We start from the raw sequence: 14909 nt of genomic DNA, 5'->3' as shown, positions 1-14909 counted from the left end.
TTGATCCGAGAGAGAATATGATCATCCGATTATTGTTACTAGTGCTAATGTTCTGGCCCTTAAATCTTATGGCCGCCCCCAGCCCCGATGCTGTGCAGGCAGAGCTTGAGAGGTCCGTGCAGAGGGCCTCGGCTACGGGTAAGAAGACCGATGCCTGGCAGCGGCAGCGACAGGGGATTTTGGAGGAAATTCAAGATGCTGAGCTTAAGCTTGAGTGGGCCCGTTTTCAATTGCAGAAAAGAGAGAGGTGGCTGCTGGCCGAAAAGAAAAATAGTGCTATCCTGGCGGCCAATATAGCCTCAGCTCAGGAGACCCGGGATAAGTTGGCCCCATTTTTAGAGGTCCTCTATGCTGATTTAGAGGAGGAGGTAGAGACCGATCTGCCCTTTCACGGGGACGAACGTCGTCGCCGCCTTGCCTTTATTCGTGAGGCTCTTGATGATCAGGGCGCATCCCTGAGTGATAAGCTGGGTAAGTTGCTTCAGGCTATGCAGGTGGAGCTTGACTATGGCTATAGCACCGATGTGGTGGAGACTATTGTGGCTGATGGTGGTGAACAGGTGCAGGCAACCATTTTTCGTCTTGGTCGTCTGGCCCTTTTTCGTCTTCTCGATCGTGGTACTCGGGCCCAGCGATTTGATGATAAGGCCGGCCAATGGCAGGATTTGCCGGAGGGATCAGCCTCTGAAATAGCAAAGGCCGTTGAGGTTGCCCGTAAAAAAAGGGTGACCACGGTGCTCTCTCTGCCCCTTGCTGTTTTGCCCCTTAAAGATGATCTACTGGCGGAGGAGAAATAATGTTACGCATAATCAGCCTCTTTATTGTTGTTGCAAGCTGTTGGACTCTATCTGTGCCCCCGCTCTTGGCAGGGGATGTACCCTGGGAGCAGACGGCTCGGCGGGTTCTTCAGCTCTCACGGGATATGAATGATCGTTCGGCCCAATCAGCTCGTTATGCCGCTGCTGATAGTAAGGATCTGCAACTGCGGCTTGCCCAATTGCAAAAAGAGACCCGGGCCACGGAGAAAAAGCTTGCCGGTACCAGTCGCCTGCTCAATCAGGTCTCCCGGGGCAGGGCGGAGCTGGCAGAGCAGTATGAACATGATATGGCCGATATGAAAACGGTGGAAGGTGCTCTGCGTACGGCTCTGCGTCACACTGTCCAGCGTCTGCATTCAAGTCCTGTCAGTGCTCAGCATCCGGATCGTCTGCAGGCTCTGCAGGATCTTCTGGCTCAGGACTCTTTTTTGGGGCTTGCCGATATGGGCAGGTATACGGATATTCTCTTTGCCGATATGCGGGCAACCGGAGGCTTTGAGACGAAACAGACACAGGTAATGGGCCTCGATGGCCGTGGCCGGGATGTCTCTCTCCTGCGGGCAGGTGGTTTTTTTCTTGGCTATCTGAGTGAAGGTGATGCCGCCTTTGCCCTGGCCAATGGTACTCATCCGCCCCTGTCAATCCCTGGCAACTCTCGTCTCCTGAACAGGGAGCTGAAGGCTTGGCTTACGGGTGGTTCTGCTGTCCTACCCCTTGATATTACGGCTGGTGCTGCCTTGAGAGCTCAAGAGCAGGAGCAGGGCTGGCGCCAGTGGCTGGAGGCTGGAGGTGTTCTCCTCTATCCTATCCTCATTTCGGGCCTTGTCGGCTTTCTCCTGACAGTGCTGAAGGCGGGCCAGCTCTTTGCCCAGAGGCCTTTGGATAAGAAGAGCAAGGCAGAGCTTTTTGCTCGGATCAGGGATGGGCAGATTGCCGGGGCAGAAAATATTCTGCTCAAGATCTCCCGCTGTCCTGCTGCTCGGGTCCTGGCCGGCAGCCTTCTCTTTCACGATCGAGGCCTTGATACTTTGGATAATGTCATGCAGGAGGGATATTTGCGAGAGATCGGAGGACTGGAGAGATTCCTCTCTCTGGTGGGGGTGCTTGCCTCCATTGCCCCTCTCCTGGGTCTGCTTGGTACGGTAACGGGAATGATTAATACCTTTCAGGCCATTACCATCTTTGGTACGGGAGATCCACGTATGATGTCCACGGGGATCAGTGAGGCTTTGGTCACCACTCAGGCGGGTCTTGGCATTGCTATTCCTCTGCTTTTGGCCCATCACTTTTTAAAACGTCGTATTGCCTTTCTGGTGGCTGATATTGAAGAGTCCGGAACAGGTATGATGGCCCTTTTGGGCAGGGATTAGGTGGCGCAGTGGTGGATAATCAGCTTCTTCATTACCTGCAGACGGGTGGCGTGACCATGTATCCGCTCCTGGCCTGCTCCTTTTTTATGTGGGCCGGTATCTTTTTTCATCTGCCCTGTTGGCGTTTGGGGCTGGATCGCCAGGTAGATCTTCTACGCTGCGAGTTTCATGAAAAGAGAAGTGGTCGTCTGCGTCATGATCGTCTCCTCTATGAGTATCTTCTTGTCTCCTGTCAGCAGGAGATGAAGAGTGGCCACTCCACCATAAAGATATTTGCCACCATAGCCCCTTTCTTGGGACTCTTTGGGACGGTAACGGGCATGATAAGGACCTTTCAGTCGGTTGCAACATTTGGCCTTGCCAATCCCAGGGCCTTGGCCGGCGGTATTTCCGAGGCTATGGTCACCACCCAATTTGGTCTCCTGGTCGCTGTGCCGGGGGTTTTTGCCCTCTATTTTTTGCATCGTGGTGCCTCGCGCAGACTGGCAAAGATAGAACAGATTACGGCTGATCTTGTCAGCTCCCATTCCTGAGGAGGAAATATGCGACGATTTGGCTCACATACAGATGATACGGCGACCATTGATATGACCCCGCTCATTGATATGGTCTTTATTTTACTTATATTTTTTATTGTGGCCACCAGCTTTGTCCGGGAATCCGGAGTTGAGGTAGAGCGCCCTCAGGCGGCCTCAGCTCAGAGTAAGGAAAAGGTCTCTATGCTCGTGGGGGTGACGGGTGCGGGTAAGGTCTTTATTGAAGGGCAGGAGATAGATATTCAAAACGTCAAGGCCCGCATGGATACCTTTTTGGCAGAGGTGCCGGCCGGGGCGGTGGTGATTGTGGCCGATAAATCCTGTCCTACGGGGATAACTGTGCAGGTGCTGGACTCCTGCCGGCTTGCCGGGGTAAAAAATCTCAGTGTTGCTGCTAAGGCAGGTAATTAGGGGGAGGTCTATGATGCAGGTTTGTTTACGTTATGGTCTGGCTCTTTTGGGTGCCCTTCTGGTGACAGTAGTTCTCTGTTCTGTTGCCCCTCTTATGATGAGTGGTGCCCAGGCACCCCCTCAGGAGCCCATCTCTCCCATAGAGCTTATGGCCTCCATCTATACTCCGCCAGAAAAGAGGAAAATTATTAAAAGAGAGAAGGTGAAGCCTCTGCCTACGCTGAAAAAGCCTCTGCCCCGGCCTCCTGCGAAGATGGAGCAGATAGATATCGCCCTTGCCCCGCTGCAGATGAACTTGCCAGCCATGCAGGCGGCCAGCCTGCCGGTGCTGGATATTTCTCAGGGAAAAGCGGGGCTCAGTGGTATGGGCGCAGGCGGCATATTTGATCTGGCAAATGTTGATCAGGCACCTAAGTTATTGCGCTACTATCCACCTCTCTATCCCGCAAAGGCCAAGGGCCAGGGGGTGGAAGGCAAGGTGCTTGTTCGTTGTCTGGTGACTGCTACGGGTCTTGTCCGGGATGCGCAGATAATCAGTGCTGATCCTCCGGGCTACTTTGAAAGGGTATCTCTGAAAACGGTGCAGAGGTGGAAATTTGCTCCGGCCAGGTATCAGGGAAAAAAGGTGGCCGTCTATGTTGATATTCCCCTCTCCTTCACCCTTGACTAGGATGGTCTCCATGCGCATTCTCACTGTGTTTCTTGTTTTTTTTCTTTCAGCTCCTCTCCTCTATGGCCAGGAGCATGTCTCACAAAGGGACTATGCTCTTTTAGAAAAGAGCCAGGCCTGTTTGCAGAAAGAGGCCCCGGCAGAGGCTCTGGAGACGCTTCGTCCCCTTCTGGCGAGGAAGAGGCCTCTCTCTTTTGCCCTCTCCTATGCAGGCCTTGCCTATGCCCTTCTCGGCAATGACGCAAAGGCCCTGCAGACCTGGCAGCAGGCTGTTTCTCTCTATCCTGCTAAGAAAAACTTTTGTTATAATTTGGGCATGGCCCAGATGGGTCAGGAGCTCTTTGCGCCAGCCCTGAACTCTTTTCAGAGGGTGATTGCTCTTGAGGGCGAGGCAGGGGGGCTTAGTCCAGCTTATTACTATCTTGCCTTTGCCTATTATCGTTTGGGCCAGTTCTCCTCTGCGGAAGAGGCAATTTCCAGGCTGACCAGCGGTGCGGCTGTTAAAGGGCACTGGCTTCTCCTGCAGATTCATTGTCAGATAGCCCGTCAGAGGTGGAAAGCGGCAGAAGAGAGTGGCAGGCAACTGGTCCGTCTTGCTCCCACTGTGGTGAGTAACTGGCAGCTTCTTGCCCAGATTGCAGTGAACCGGCGAGCATATCCTCGTGCTACGGCTTATCTTGAGGTGGCTCAGGCCCTGGTCTCTCGCCCCGGCAATACTCAGATGCTGAGCCGCCTCTATGGCATTCAGCATGCCTTCAACGAGGAGGTTCGGGTGCAGGAGGTGGGTGCGCCCACCCTCCTTCAGGTTGAGGAGTTGATTCGTTCCTGTCAGTATAGTCAGGCCTTGGTCAGGCTTGACCTGCTCGGCGACCCGCCCAACATGGAATCCTCCTATGTCCGGGCCAGAATACACTATGCCCTTGGCCAAAATTCTCTGGCCCTTGCCTGTCTGCGCCTTCTCCCTCAGCAGAGATACCTCTGCCTCTTGGCTCCGAATTCTGTCGGGCAGTTAGGGGGGAAGGCCTTGCGCCATAAAAAGGATGGACTACGCGTTCAGGCTTTTCTCTTGGCGGGCCAGATTTACTGGCTTGATCATCATTGGCAGGAGGCCCGTGATATTTTTAAACAGCTTGAGCTCTTGCCGGGCTATGGAGAGATTGGTGGGGGGCTTGCTGACTGTATGCAGTCTCTCCTCGATGAGGAGGGTGAGGAATTTTTCGCCCCGCAACTCCTCGATCCTCCCCTGATGGTGGGCGAAATTCGTTAGGATTTTAGTTTGCTACTTTATTCTATGAGATGTATCCTGCATTTTTTTAAGGAGGAAGTGATGAAATTTATTGAAAGAGTGGCACAGCAGGCTATGACGCGTGGCGGTGATCTGCGGGTGAAGTCTGTTTTTATTGGTCTTTCTTACTGCGTAGCAGAGTTGGAAAATGGTAGCTGTGGTTTGGCCTTTGTCTTTAAGGATGCCCTAGGTTCAGGTTGTCATGTGCCCTTGCCCAAGCGGCCGCTGGCCGGCTCATCTGTTGCTGAGTTACTGGCCTTTGCCGGGCAGGGATCCACGGCTAATTCCGTTGCTCTGGCCGTGGCTAATGCGGTTTTTGCGCCCCATGTTCAGCCCAGTTCCCAGGGGGATTTTATTGAGAATTTTTCTCTGCAGCCAGGTATGAAGGTGGGTATGGTGGGTAATTTTGCGCCCTTGGTAAATCCCATCCGCAAGAGTGGTGCTGAGCTGATCATTTTTGATGAGCATCCGCCAGCCTTCTCCGGTATTCAGTCTCCTGAGGCTATTCCCTATCTTCTGCCGGCATGTGAGGTGGCCATTATTACCGGTACCTCTATTATCAATGAAACCTTCGATGATCTTCTTACCCATGTGGTAGATTGCCGCTATGTGACCGTTCTTGGCCCCTCTACTCCTCTGCTTGCCGATTGCTATGCGGATACTCCCGTCTCCTGCGCGGCTGGTGTCCGGGTTCGGGATCGGGATAAGGTAGTCCATACCGTTGTCGAGGCGGGTGGCACCCAGGCCTTTGGTCCTAGTGTAGGCAAGGTCAATGTCTGTTGGTGATTTGTGGTGAGGAGGGATGGGCAGAGAGAACCTGCCCATCTGCTTCTCTTGTCGCCTGCTATTTGCTCAGGCCTTTTTTTATTTCGCTAAACTCTTCGGCGCTGATCTCGCCCCGGGCGTAGCGATTGGCCAGTATTTGTGCCGCCTCGCCATTGCCCGTGCTACGCCGAGCTGCGATGGACGCAACTAGTTGATAGACGATATAGATGACCAGGGCCAACAGGAGCATCTGCACGAGTCCCCCGCCGATGCCGTTTCCCATGCCCCAATTTGGACAGGTGTTATTCCACATGTGCCTCTCCCTCTGTAATGAGCTTTTCAAGGGGCGTTTTTTTACGCTTTCCTTGTTTTAAACTGTTTCTGTGATGGGGAAATGCAAGCTTGGAGCCAGAATGGATTGTGTCGTTATTTTAATGACTTGCTTTTGTGCTTCTGCTCTGGCTTGGTTGATTTTTGGACAGGGGATGGGTAATAAGTATACAGCTGTATAGAAAGTGGAGAGTGGACGCAGAGATGCAATGTGGGGTTTTTGAAACTATATAAGAATGAAAAAAGAGACCGCGCTGAGAAATACTGGATGTTGTACTAAGAGGTATTACTGGAGCCCACAACCGGAGTCGAACCGGTGACCTCATCCTTACCAAGGATGCGCTCTACCAACTGAGCTATGTGGGCAACGAACTATTTAAAAAATGGAGCGGGAAACGAGACTCGACTCGCAACCCTCAGCTTGGAAGGTTGATGCTTTACCAATTGAGCTATTCCCGCTTGCTATGCAAAATCGAATGGTGGAGGGGGAAGGATTCGAACCTTCGAAGGCTGAGCCGTCAGATTTACAGTCTGATCCCTTTAACCACTCGGGAACCCCTCCACTCATTGTTGTTTCTTGGAACTGCCCAGAGGAAATAACATTATTTGTTTTTAATATCAATAGATAAATGACCTCTTCTTCTTCTTTTTTAGGGGTGAAAAGAGGCCTCCGTGGATAAAATAACCTAAAAAGGCTGTGCTAGCACGTTTTCCTGTAGGGCAAAAAAAATGATTTTTTTTATTACCTCTTGGTAAGCTTTACTCCTCTATTTGCTTATTGTCAGTTTCTCTGTTAATTTTTTGGAAAAAATGGACCGGCCGTGGCCGAGAGAAGAGCACTTTAGGGAGCGATAATGGATTATAGAGAGGCCAGGCAGGGGGAGATCCCCTTCTTGCAGGAATTTATTCAGGAACATGGTGTTAATCAGTGGAATTATTTACCGGCAGAGGGGTTGTCCGAAGAGTTCGCCCTGATCATCTCAGGCGATGCTCTTGCTCTCTGCGTCTTTGCTGGCGTTCAGTTGGCGGGATTTGCCCTTCTTATTCGTGGTGAGGCCTGTCCTGAGGCGCTGGCTGAGTATGATGATCTGGCTAGGATCTGTTTTGTGGCCGAGGTTGTGGTGAGTGACGACCATGCGGGTAATGGTCTGGGGGCGGAGTTGCTCCGGCGCTGCGTTGCAGAGGCGCGGGCAGGAGGCTTTTCCTCTCTTTATGCTTGGCGTCACGAGGAGAACCTTGCCTCGGCAGGAATGATGCGTAAGGCGGGGTTTGAGTTTGTGACAAGCTATTGTGATCCTGAGCAACGCTCAACGGGCTCGCAAAGGACGACGGTGGAGAGATTCTCGATCTAGCAGGGGAGGAGGAGAAACAGCTTGTTCTGTTCAATCCTCCTCTGTATATCTGAGTAGGTGTATTTTGTAAGATCTCTTTAGGGAATAGTTCTCTGAAGTGTTGTGAATAATCTGAAAGATAAGGAGCAAGATATGAAGGTCTCTATTGAATACTGTACTCGCTGAAACTATCTGAACCGTGCTTCCAGTTTGGAAGAGGAGTTGGTAGGGGAATTTGCTGCCGAGGTTGAGATAAAGCCGTCCCTCGGCGGAGCCTATGAAATTACCGTTGATGGCAAACTTATTTTTTCTAAGCTTGGCTTGAAACGATTTCCAAGAGACGGCGAAATTGTCAGAATAATAGGGGAGAGCATTTAACTTTGCGGTAGTATTGGTCCCGAACAGCCGGCAATGCAACCATCACAGTTGTCGGCTTGCTTGCCATTTTGGCAAAACTGAGCAAAACCCCGAATGAGTTCTTCTCCGCCCCGTGGGCATACCTGCATAAATTCAATGAAGTTCACCATCTTCTCAATTACTTCTGGTGGCGCGGCATGTTCAATCCGACAGGCGGCCTCTTCGGAAATACCCTCTTCAATGGCCAGCACCTCAACGAAAAATCGTTTAAGGGATTGGTGGCGGAAGATAACATCTTCGGCTACGATCTTACCCTTTTCAGTAAGGGTGATTGCCTCATAGGGCGCGTAGTTGATGAGTCCTCTTTTAGAAAGTGCCCGCAATGCCTCGGTTACAGAAGCTCGACTTACCTTCATCGCTGCGGCAATTTCTTTACTACGGGCAACGAGCTTATCTTCAATGATGTGGTATATTATTTCAATGTAATCTTCGAGGCTTGCACTTAAGCTTTCTTTCTCTTTCATGTCAAGTATAGTAAAATGGCTTTGGTTTGACCGATATGAGGCTCCGGACTGTGGCTTATTGGCACAGGGAGATAGCATATAAGTAGTGTGGATTCGTATGCTTAACCTCTTTTTCTAGAGGAATGATAGAGTCTATGACTATGGTTTAACTTACTTTCCTTTTGGTCTTGAGTCAAGTTGTTAGCTAAGAAGATAAGAGAGCGTAAACAAATTTATGCTACGCGAACTACGAGCCTGCGAGCCTAGATGTCTTACTCCTATTGATTTGGCCAAATTAATTTTGTTCAGAGGGGAGGACTCTTACTGTTTTGACTTGGCTTTGGGGTGTCGTGGCCGGTGGTCTTGTTTGTCGCCGCTCCTTTAAAGTCCTCCTTGCTAAAAAGGAGATGGTGGATACTGTCATCTTCGCTGAAGTTCATTCAGTCGTGGCTTCAGCTTGTATGAGGGGAGGGTAGGGGCTCACTGATCTTTATCTGCTCCCCGTGCTACTTGGCAACTGGCATTATAATAAGGATATTGAGCGTACGTTCTTAGAGGTAGAAAAAATTACAGCCCGATGGGGTAGAACTTATACGACGGCACCGGGCACTCGGTTATCGGCTACTGTCGCAGGAAGAGGAAGTGTATGAAGAGTATAAAGGCATTATCATTGTTTTCTGGTGGTCTGGATTCGATTCTTGCCGCCAGGTTGATTATGGAGCAGGGCATTGAGCTTATAGCTGTACAGTTTGTAACACCATTTTTTAGCTATGAGATTTTGCAGGATGTAGAGGCCTATCAGGCTGAGGTAAAGAGAAAGTACGGTATCAATGTTCTGGTGGAAAACATCAGTCCGGGATATATGGAGCTGTTGCGTAAACCGGTTTATGGCTTTGGCAAAAATTTTAATCCCTGTATAGATTGTAAAATTTTTATGCTGAAAAGAGCCAAGGAGCTGATGGTAGAGCTTGGTGCCTCTTTTCTGGTGACAGGAGAGGTGGTTGGGCAACGCCCCATGTCGCAGCGCCGGGATGCCCTCAATGTGATTTCGCGGGATTCTGATAATAAAACGGTCCTTCTCCGTCCTCTTAGTGCCAAGCTCATGCCGGAAACCGAGGCTGAACAGAAGGGTTGGGTTGATCGGGAAAAATTGCTGGCCTTTGGTGGTCGAGGTCGGGCTCCGCAGATGGCTTTGGCCAAGGAGTATGGCATCAGTGATTATCCCGCCCCGGCAGGAGGCTGTATTCTTGCCGATCCTATCCTTTCCAAGAGGATTAAACGTCTTTATGCCGGTGAGTTCAACTTTGGTATAGATGATGTGGGGGTGACTGACATTGAGCTGATGCTTGTCGGTCGGCAGCTACTTGTCCCACAGGGCTTTTTCACCTGGTCTGCAGGAGGAGAGGGGGATTCTGGATTTTGGCTTATTGTCGGCCGAAATGAAGAGGAGAATCTTCGCCTGGAAGGGCTTGCAGAGGAGGGAGATGTCCTCTTTTATATGGAAGATCGTTCGGGGCCAAATATACTGTTGCGTAGAGCCCTGGGGGCATTGTCTGCTGAGCAGGAAGGGGAGCTCTTTGCCCTTGCCGCCTCTCTTGTCGTTCGTTATGGGCGCAAGATCGATGGTGGCTTTCCACCGGAAATGGTGACCTGTAAGAGGGGGGAGACAAGTTTTAAGATAATGGGCGAAGCCCCGGAGGGTGACTCTTTTCGGGCCTGGAATCTTTAGAAATTGCCTGTCTATAAAGTGCATCTGTGGTGACACTTGGATGTCGTAGGTAGAGAAACAAAATATCGGGCTGGTCGATTCAGCCTATGGTGGGGAATAATGGATTATAAGAGGCAAATTGCTGCAGCATTTTCTTTAATTACAGATCCAGAAGAGATGGAGCTCTTTTTTGACGAGATGCTGACGCCAAAGGAGATAAATGATCTCTGTATGCGTTGGCAAATTCTCCGTGGTTTGCGGGCAGGAGAATCTCAGCGAGCGATTGCTGCTAAGCATGGCATGAGCCTGTGTAAAATCACCCGTGGCTCGAAGGTGCTTAAGGATGGTAATGCGGTGGCGGTAAAACTACTCGAATCAGGCTTAATAGATGATCAGTCCCGGGACTAAAGGGCTCTTGCCTTCCTGGTCCCAAGATAAAAGTTATATGGAGATCTAGATGTTTAAGTCTTTTTTTATGGACAAAAAGTGGGCCTTGTGGGCCTACGGCGGGGCGATTTTCCTCCTGCTTGCCCTTTTTGTTCAGGTGGAATTAACTGTCAAAATAAACCAGTGGTACGGTGCCTTTTATGATCTGTTGCAAAAGGCAGAGGAGCATACCGTCGATGAGTTTTGGGCATCAATGAAACATTTTTCCTTTATTGCCTTTCCTTATGTGCTTATTGCCACACTGACCTCTTATTTTACCCGGATATACTCCTTTAAATGGCGAGAGGCCATGACCTTCTCCTATATCAGTAAGTGGCAGACTGTGGAAGAGGAGGTTGAGGGATCAAGTCAGCGTATTCAGGAGGATATCTATCGATTCGCCCGGATCTTTGAGAGTCTTGGCCTGCAGGTAACACGCGCCATTATGACCCTCTTTGCCTTTTTGCCCATCCTCTGGGGATTGAGTTCAGGCGTTGACCTGCCCTATCTTAGAGATATTCCCGGCAGCCTTGTTTGGGTGGCTCTGGTCGTCTCTCTCGGTGGGCTTGTTATTTCTTGGTTTGTTGGAATTAAATTGCCGGGGCTCGAGTATAATAATCAAAAAATTGAGGCTGCCTTCAGAAAAGAGCTGGTTTATGCCGAAGATGATAAGGTAAACTATGGCAAGACATGTACCTTGGTCGAGCTCTTTGTGGGCCTCAAATTCAACTATAATCGTCTCTTCCTTCACTATGGATATTTTGATATTTGGGTGAACTTTTTCGAGCAATTAATGATTATTACCCCCTATCTTATTATGGCAACCGGCCTTTTTACCGGTCTGATTACTCTGGGGGTTTTGGTGCAGGTTTCCAATGCCTTTAGTAAGGTGCGAGAGTCGTTTTCTATCTTTATTGCCAATTGGACTACCATCACAGAGTTGCGTTCTATCCATAAGCGTCTCAGGGAGTTTGAGCATAATATTGGCTATTAACAGGGGAGAGCTTGAGGGCATCTTTTAGGTTTCCCCTTAAATGGGAGGTGTCCAATGGTTCGTTATAAGAGGTGTTCCCTTTTTTGTACTGCCCTATTTCTTTTTCTGCCGCAACTCTCCTGGGCGGCAGAGGGAGAGGGGCTTATTGCCTCCTATGATCGACAAATGCTCACCCTGTTTAAGCCTGTGCTAGATCTCTTTGCAGGCAATGGTTGGTTGCAGGGGGCAACTGTTATTCTTTTGACCTTTGTCTTGGCCTCTTCTGTCACCGGGCTTGTTTTTTCGCTGATAAAAAAGGTCCTGGCTCGGAGCCAGGACAGTTTCTATGAGCAAATATCCTCTTTAATACGGCCTCCCGTTTACTATTCACTGCTTATGAGCGGTATACTGGCCGGTTTGAATTTTATGCCGCATGGGGACAGGTTTCTTGAGCTCAGTGGCAGAAGTCTTCGTACCCTGGGGCTTATTGTCTGGATCTACTTTATTGTCCGTTTGGTGCCCATTCTTCTCAAGCGAATGGTGTATGTGGCGGGGAACCACTCCCTTGTTCAGGGCCGTACCCTTACCCTCTTTGATAACGGTGCCAAGGTAGTTGTTTTTGGTGGCGCGGCCTACTGTTTCTTTGTTATTTGGCATATTGATCTCACCGCCTGGATTGCCTCGGCTGGTATTGCCGGTATTGCCATTGGCTTTGCGGCAAAGGATACCCTCTCTAATCTCTTTTCAGGTGTCTTTATTCTTGCCGACACCCCCTACAGGGTGGGGGATTATATCGTTTTGGATGGAGGAGGGCGGGGCAAGGTCCTGCAAATCGGTCTTCGCAGTACCCGCATTCTTACCCGTGATGATGTTGAGGTGATTATTCCTAACGCTGTTATCGGCAATAGTGCGGTGACCAATCAGTCTGGAGGTCCCTCTGGCAAGTTGCGAGTTAAGGTAAAGATAGGCGTGGCCTATGGTTGTGATATTGATCAGGTGAAGCAGGTACTTCTTGATATTGCCACCGCCGAGCCAGGAGTGCCTGCTGATCCGGCACCCCGGGTGCGTTTTCGTGCCTTTGGTGCCTCTAGTCTTGATCTGGAACTGCTCTGCTGGGTGGATGACCCGGAATTACGGGGCAGGGTGCTCGATTCCCTCAATACCGATGTTTACAAGACATTTAATGCCCTTGGTATTGAAATTCCCTATGCTAAACAGGATGTCTATATCAAGAGTTGGCCCCTTGGTTTGCAGCCTCCTCTTGAAGGTGCTCCTGAAAAATGATTTTCAGAGGCCTTAGGGCCTGTCAGAAAACATGAACATCTTGCATCTCAGCTCCGGGGCATCTCCGACCGCTTCTCCATCGCAAAATCCTCGATGTAGCCTTGCTACGTCTGCGGTTTTGCTCAATCGGCGCGGCCAAATCTGACCCAAGCCTGAGCGAAATTTTGGCCATCTTCTTTTGTAACAGACCCTTAGCAGGAGGGATCTGACCAGTTTCTGCCCTGGAGGGAGAGGAGTGAACCCGTCTCCAAGCTTTCAGCGTAACCGGAGATAGAGACGATCCAGTAGTGCTCAGGTGTCTTCTTCATTCTTTCCTGCGTTTGATATGTGATATTATGGCAGTCATCAACAAGACTGTAAAATGCTGAATCAACACTGATAAAACCATCGAGAAAATGGGTGAGGAGGTGGAGTGTTTTGCTCAGATGCCCTTGCCTAAGGTTCTCCAGTTCGCTCGTCTTTGTTAGCCCGCCTGTTTCCAGTTCTTTTATCAGCTTCAGGATGCTTTGCCTGTTATCCTTGAGGCGCCCATTGAGTTCTTGCTCAAAGCCTTCGCTGGCGGCGGACATGGATCTTTCCTTGGAGATTTTCAGGTAATCGTAGAGGACAAGGCTGGTTTTTTTAAAATAATAACGTACCTGATGGCAGGCAGAGCTGTAGGATTCGGCTTGGACCAGTATGCAGTGGTCTGCAATTTTTTTCATTTTCTATCTCGGGTGAAGGTAAAGTTTGTTTGAGCTTGGACTCTTATTATAATGAGTCGCCACTGTATAGAGGGAATAAAAAAAGGTCATCTCCTTTTTCAGAAGATGACCTTTTTGCTGCTTTTAGCAGGGGCAGGGACTTACAGAGTTAATTTGTCTTCTGCAAATTCAAGGGTGGCAAAATAATCACTGAGGCGTTCTTCGCGACGAATAAGGGCTGTGTTGCCCTCGCTGTCAAAGAGGAGTTCCTGGGGACGCATTTTGCCATTATAGTTGAAACCCATGGCATGTCCGTGGGCACCTGTATCCTGAATGATAAGCAGGTCACCGTTTTCACAGATAGGCAGATCTCGCTGAATGGCAAATTTGTCGTTGTTTTCGCAGAGAGAACCGGCAACATCCACCTTCTTTGTCGTGGCTCCTGTCTCTTTGCCAAGTACCTCTATATGATGGTATGAGCCGTAGAGGGCGGGGCGCATCAGGGCGTTCATGCAGGCGTCAACGCCCACATAATCCCGGTAAATTTCTTTTTTGTTAATTACAGAGGTAACAAGAATACCGTGGGGACCTGTTATAAAACGACCGCTTTCCATATAGAGAGCTGGGCAGTAATCGTTTTTTTCTTTGAATAGGTCAAAGATGGCAGTGATTTCTCTTGCCATGCTTTCAAGGTCAAGCTCATTCTGTTCTGGCTGATAGGGGATACCAAGGCCGCCACCGATATTGATAAAATCAAATTTTATGTCGAGTTCCGCTGAAATTTTTTCAACAAGAGCCAATAGCATCTGAGCTGTTTGCACCATGTAGCTGTAGTTCAACTCGTTGGAGGCGAGCATGGTGTGCAGCCCAAATCTCTTTGCGCCTGCCTTCTTTGCCAGGCGATAGGCCTCGATAATTTGCTCGTGACTTACGCCGTATTTGGCCTCCACGGGAGTGCCGATAATGTCATTGCCGGTTCTGCGTTCTCCGGGGTTGTAGCGAAAGCAAATTGTCTCCGGCATCTTCGGCACCTTGGCGATAAGGCTGATGTCGTCAAGGTTGAGAATGCAGCCACCATCTTCTGCGGCTGCAATAAACTCCTCCGGACTGGTGTTGTTTGAGGTGAACATGATCTCATCCCCTTTCGCACCAAGCTTTCGGCTTAATATCAGTTCAGCAACTGAGCTACAGTCAAAGCCAAAACCCATTTCCTGCATGATTTTCATGATAGCAGGATTGGGCAGGGCCTTTACTGCAAAATATTCTCGAAAACCATCAATTCCGGAAAAGGCCTGTTTTAACCGAGTGCCAGTTTGTTTAATTCCTGCCTCATCATAGATATGAAAAGGTGTGTGGTAGTGGTCGGCAATCTGACGAAGATGCGGGTAAACGCGCTCTTTGAAATCGGTTGAAATAGGCATTTTCTCTTTTTCCTTCTTTAACGGGCTCAGGGGCAGTT

Annotated in this window: 17 protein-coding genes and 3 tRNA genes; 13 read left to right on the top strand and 7 right to left on the bottom strand. The window is 49.8% G+C overall.

The features are described from left to right. Positions 1 to 17: 17 nt before the first annotated feature. Genes DP_RS15065 through DP_RS15035 form a run of 7 tightly spaced genes read left to right on the top strand, consistent with a single transcriptional unit; the run spans position 18 to position 5876 of the window. Positions 18 to 797 (top strand): DUF3450 domain-containing protein, encoded by a 780-nt coding sequence (locus DP_RS15065; RefSeq protein ID WP_011190216.1) that lies wholly within the window; start codon positions 18 to 20, stop codon positions 795 to 797. Next, positions 797 to 2188, top strand: a complete 1392-nt coding sequence (locus DP_RS17150) for a MotA/TolQ/ExbB proton channel family protein (RefSeq protein WP_011190215.1) — start codon at positions 797 to 799, stop codon at positions 2186 to 2188. Before DP_RS15065 ends, DP_RS17150 begins: the two co-directional genes overlap by 1 nt. A gap of 8 nt (positions 2189 to 2196) precedes the next feature. Continuing rightward, complete coding sequence (locus tag DP_RS15055; RefSeq protein ID WP_011190214.1) at positions 2197 to 2721, top strand: MotA/TolQ/ExbB proton channel family protein; 525 nt, start codon at positions 2197 to 2199, stop codon at positions 2719 to 2721. A gap of 9 nt (positions 2722 to 2730) precedes the next feature. After that, the gene (locus tag DP_RS15050) at positions 2731 to 3135 is read left to right on the top strand and encodes an ExbD/TolR family protein (RefSeq protein ID WP_011190213.1); all 405 of its coding nucleotides are present in this window, start codon (positions 2731 to 2733) and stop codon (positions 3133 to 3135) included. A gap of 10 nt (positions 3136 to 3145) precedes the next feature. Continuing rightward, complete coding sequence (locus DP_RS15045; RefSeq protein ID WP_011190212.1) at positions 3146 to 3805, top strand: energy transducer TonB; 660 nt, start codon at positions 3146 to 3148, stop codon at positions 3803 to 3805. Between the two features lie 10 nt (positions 3806 to 3815). Beyond that, on the top strand, positions 3816 to 5072 hold the full coding sequence (locus tag DP_RS15040; protein WP_041278094.1) for a tetratricopeptide repeat protein: 1257 nt from the start codon (positions 3816 to 3818) through the stop codon (positions 5070 to 5072). A gap of 60 nt (positions 5073 to 5132) precedes the next feature. After that, positions 5133 to 5876, top strand: coding sequence for a DUF364 domain-containing protein (locus tag DP_RS15035; RefSeq protein ID WP_041278093.1), 744 nt, complete (start codon positions 5133 to 5135; stop codon positions 5874 to 5876). A gap of 58 nt (positions 5877 to 5934) precedes the next feature. Here the strand turns inward: DP_RS15035 and DP_RS15030 are convergent, their stop codons facing one another. The 4 genes from DP_RS15030 to DP_RS15015 form a co-directional block, all read right to left on the bottom strand. Then, the gene (locus tag DP_RS15030) at positions 5935 to 6168 is read right to left on the bottom strand and encodes an SHOCT domain-containing protein (RefSeq protein WP_049785125.1); all 234 of its coding nucleotides are present in this window, start codon (positions 6166 to 6168) and stop codon (positions 5935 to 5937) included. Between the two features lie 307 nt (positions 6169 to 6475). After that, a tRNA-Thr gene (locus DP_RS15025) sits at positions 6476 to 6551 on the bottom strand. A gap of 18 nt (positions 6552 to 6569) precedes the next feature. Further along, a tRNA-Gly gene (locus DP_RS15020) sits at positions 6570 to 6644 on the bottom strand. An 18-nt stretch (positions 6645 to 6662) separates the two neighbouring features. Next, positions 6663 to 6747: transfer RNA gene (locus tag DP_RS15015), tRNA-Tyr, on the bottom strand. A 292-nt stretch (positions 6748 to 7039) separates the two neighbouring features. Between DP_RS15015 and DP_RS15010 the strand changes: the two genes are divergently transcribed. Continuing rightward, the gene (locus tag DP_RS15010) at positions 7040 to 7537 is read left to right on the top strand and encodes a GNAT family N-acetyltransferase (protein ID WP_011190209.1); all 498 of its coding nucleotides are present in this window, start codon (positions 7040 to 7042) and stop codon (positions 7535 to 7537) included. A 171-nt stretch (positions 7538 to 7708) separates the two neighbouring features. Further along, the gene (locus tag DP_RS17655; protein ID WP_083819000.1) at positions 7709 to 7894 is read left to right on the top strand and encodes an Rdx family protein; all 186 of its coding nucleotides are present in this window, start codon (positions 7709 to 7711) and stop codon (positions 7892 to 7894) included. Here DP_RS17655 and DP_RS15005 read toward each other — a convergent pair. Further along, on the bottom strand, positions 7891 to 8397 hold the full coding sequence (locus DP_RS15005; protein ID WP_011190207.1) for a metal-dependent transcriptional regulator: 507 nt from the start codon (positions 8395 to 8397) through the stop codon (positions 7891 to 7893). The genes DP_RS17655 and DP_RS15005 overlap by 4 nt on opposite strands. Positions 8398 to 9022: 625 nt before the next feature. Between DP_RS15005 and DP_RS15000 the strand changes: the two genes are divergently transcribed. From DP_RS15000 to DP_RS14985, 4 genes are all read left to right on the top strand, one after another. Next, a complete protein-coding gene (locus DP_RS15000; protein ID WP_011190206.1) occupies positions 9023 to 10105 on the top strand; it encodes a hypothetical protein in 1083 nt (360 codons plus the stop codon). A gap of 99 nt (positions 10106 to 10204) precedes the next feature. After that, positions 10205 to 10492 carry a Trp family transcriptional regulator gene (locus DP_RS14995; RefSeq protein ID WP_041278092.1) on the top strand — a complete coding sequence of 96 codons (288 nt, stop codon included), beginning with the start codon at positions 10205 to 10207 and terminating at the stop codon, positions 10490 to 10492. A gap of 49 nt (positions 10493 to 10541) precedes the next feature. After that, positions 10542 to 11504 carry a putative transporter gene (locus DP_RS14990; RefSeq protein WP_011190204.1) on the top strand — a complete coding sequence of 321 codons (963 nt, stop codon included), beginning with the start codon at positions 10542 to 10544 and terminating at the stop codon, positions 11502 to 11504. 54 nt (positions 11505 to 11558) lie between these two features. After that, a complete protein-coding gene (locus DP_RS14985) occupies positions 11559 to 12767 on the top strand; it encodes a mechanosensitive ion channel family protein (RefSeq protein ID WP_011190203.1) in 1209 nt (402 codons plus the stop codon). 191 nt (positions 12768 to 12958) lie between these two features. Here DP_RS14985 and DP_RS14980 read toward each other — a convergent pair whose 3' ends face one another. Both DP_RS14980 and lysA read right to left on the bottom strand, forming a co-directional pair. Continuing rightward, complete coding sequence (locus tag DP_RS14980; protein WP_011190202.1) at positions 12959 to 13471, bottom strand: hypothetical protein; 513 nt, start codon at positions 13469 to 13471, stop codon at positions 12959 to 12961. A 140-nt stretch (positions 13472 to 13611) separates the two neighbouring features. After that, complete coding sequence (lysA, locus tag DP_RS14975; protein ID WP_011190201.1) at positions 13612 to 14871, bottom strand: diaminopimelate decarboxylase; 1260 nt, start codon at positions 14869 to 14871, stop codon at positions 13612 to 13614. Positions 14872 to 14909: the final 38 nt, after the last annotated feature.

This window comes from Desulfotalea psychrophila LSv54 (assembly GCF_000025945.1).
Taxonomy (GTDB): Bacteria; Desulfobacterota; Desulfobulbia; order Desulfobulbales; family Desulfocapsaceae; genus Desulfotalea; species Desulfotalea psychrophila.
The sequence above is the reverse complement of the archived record's forward strand: the minus strand, read 5'-3'. Positions and strand labels throughout refer to the sequence as shown.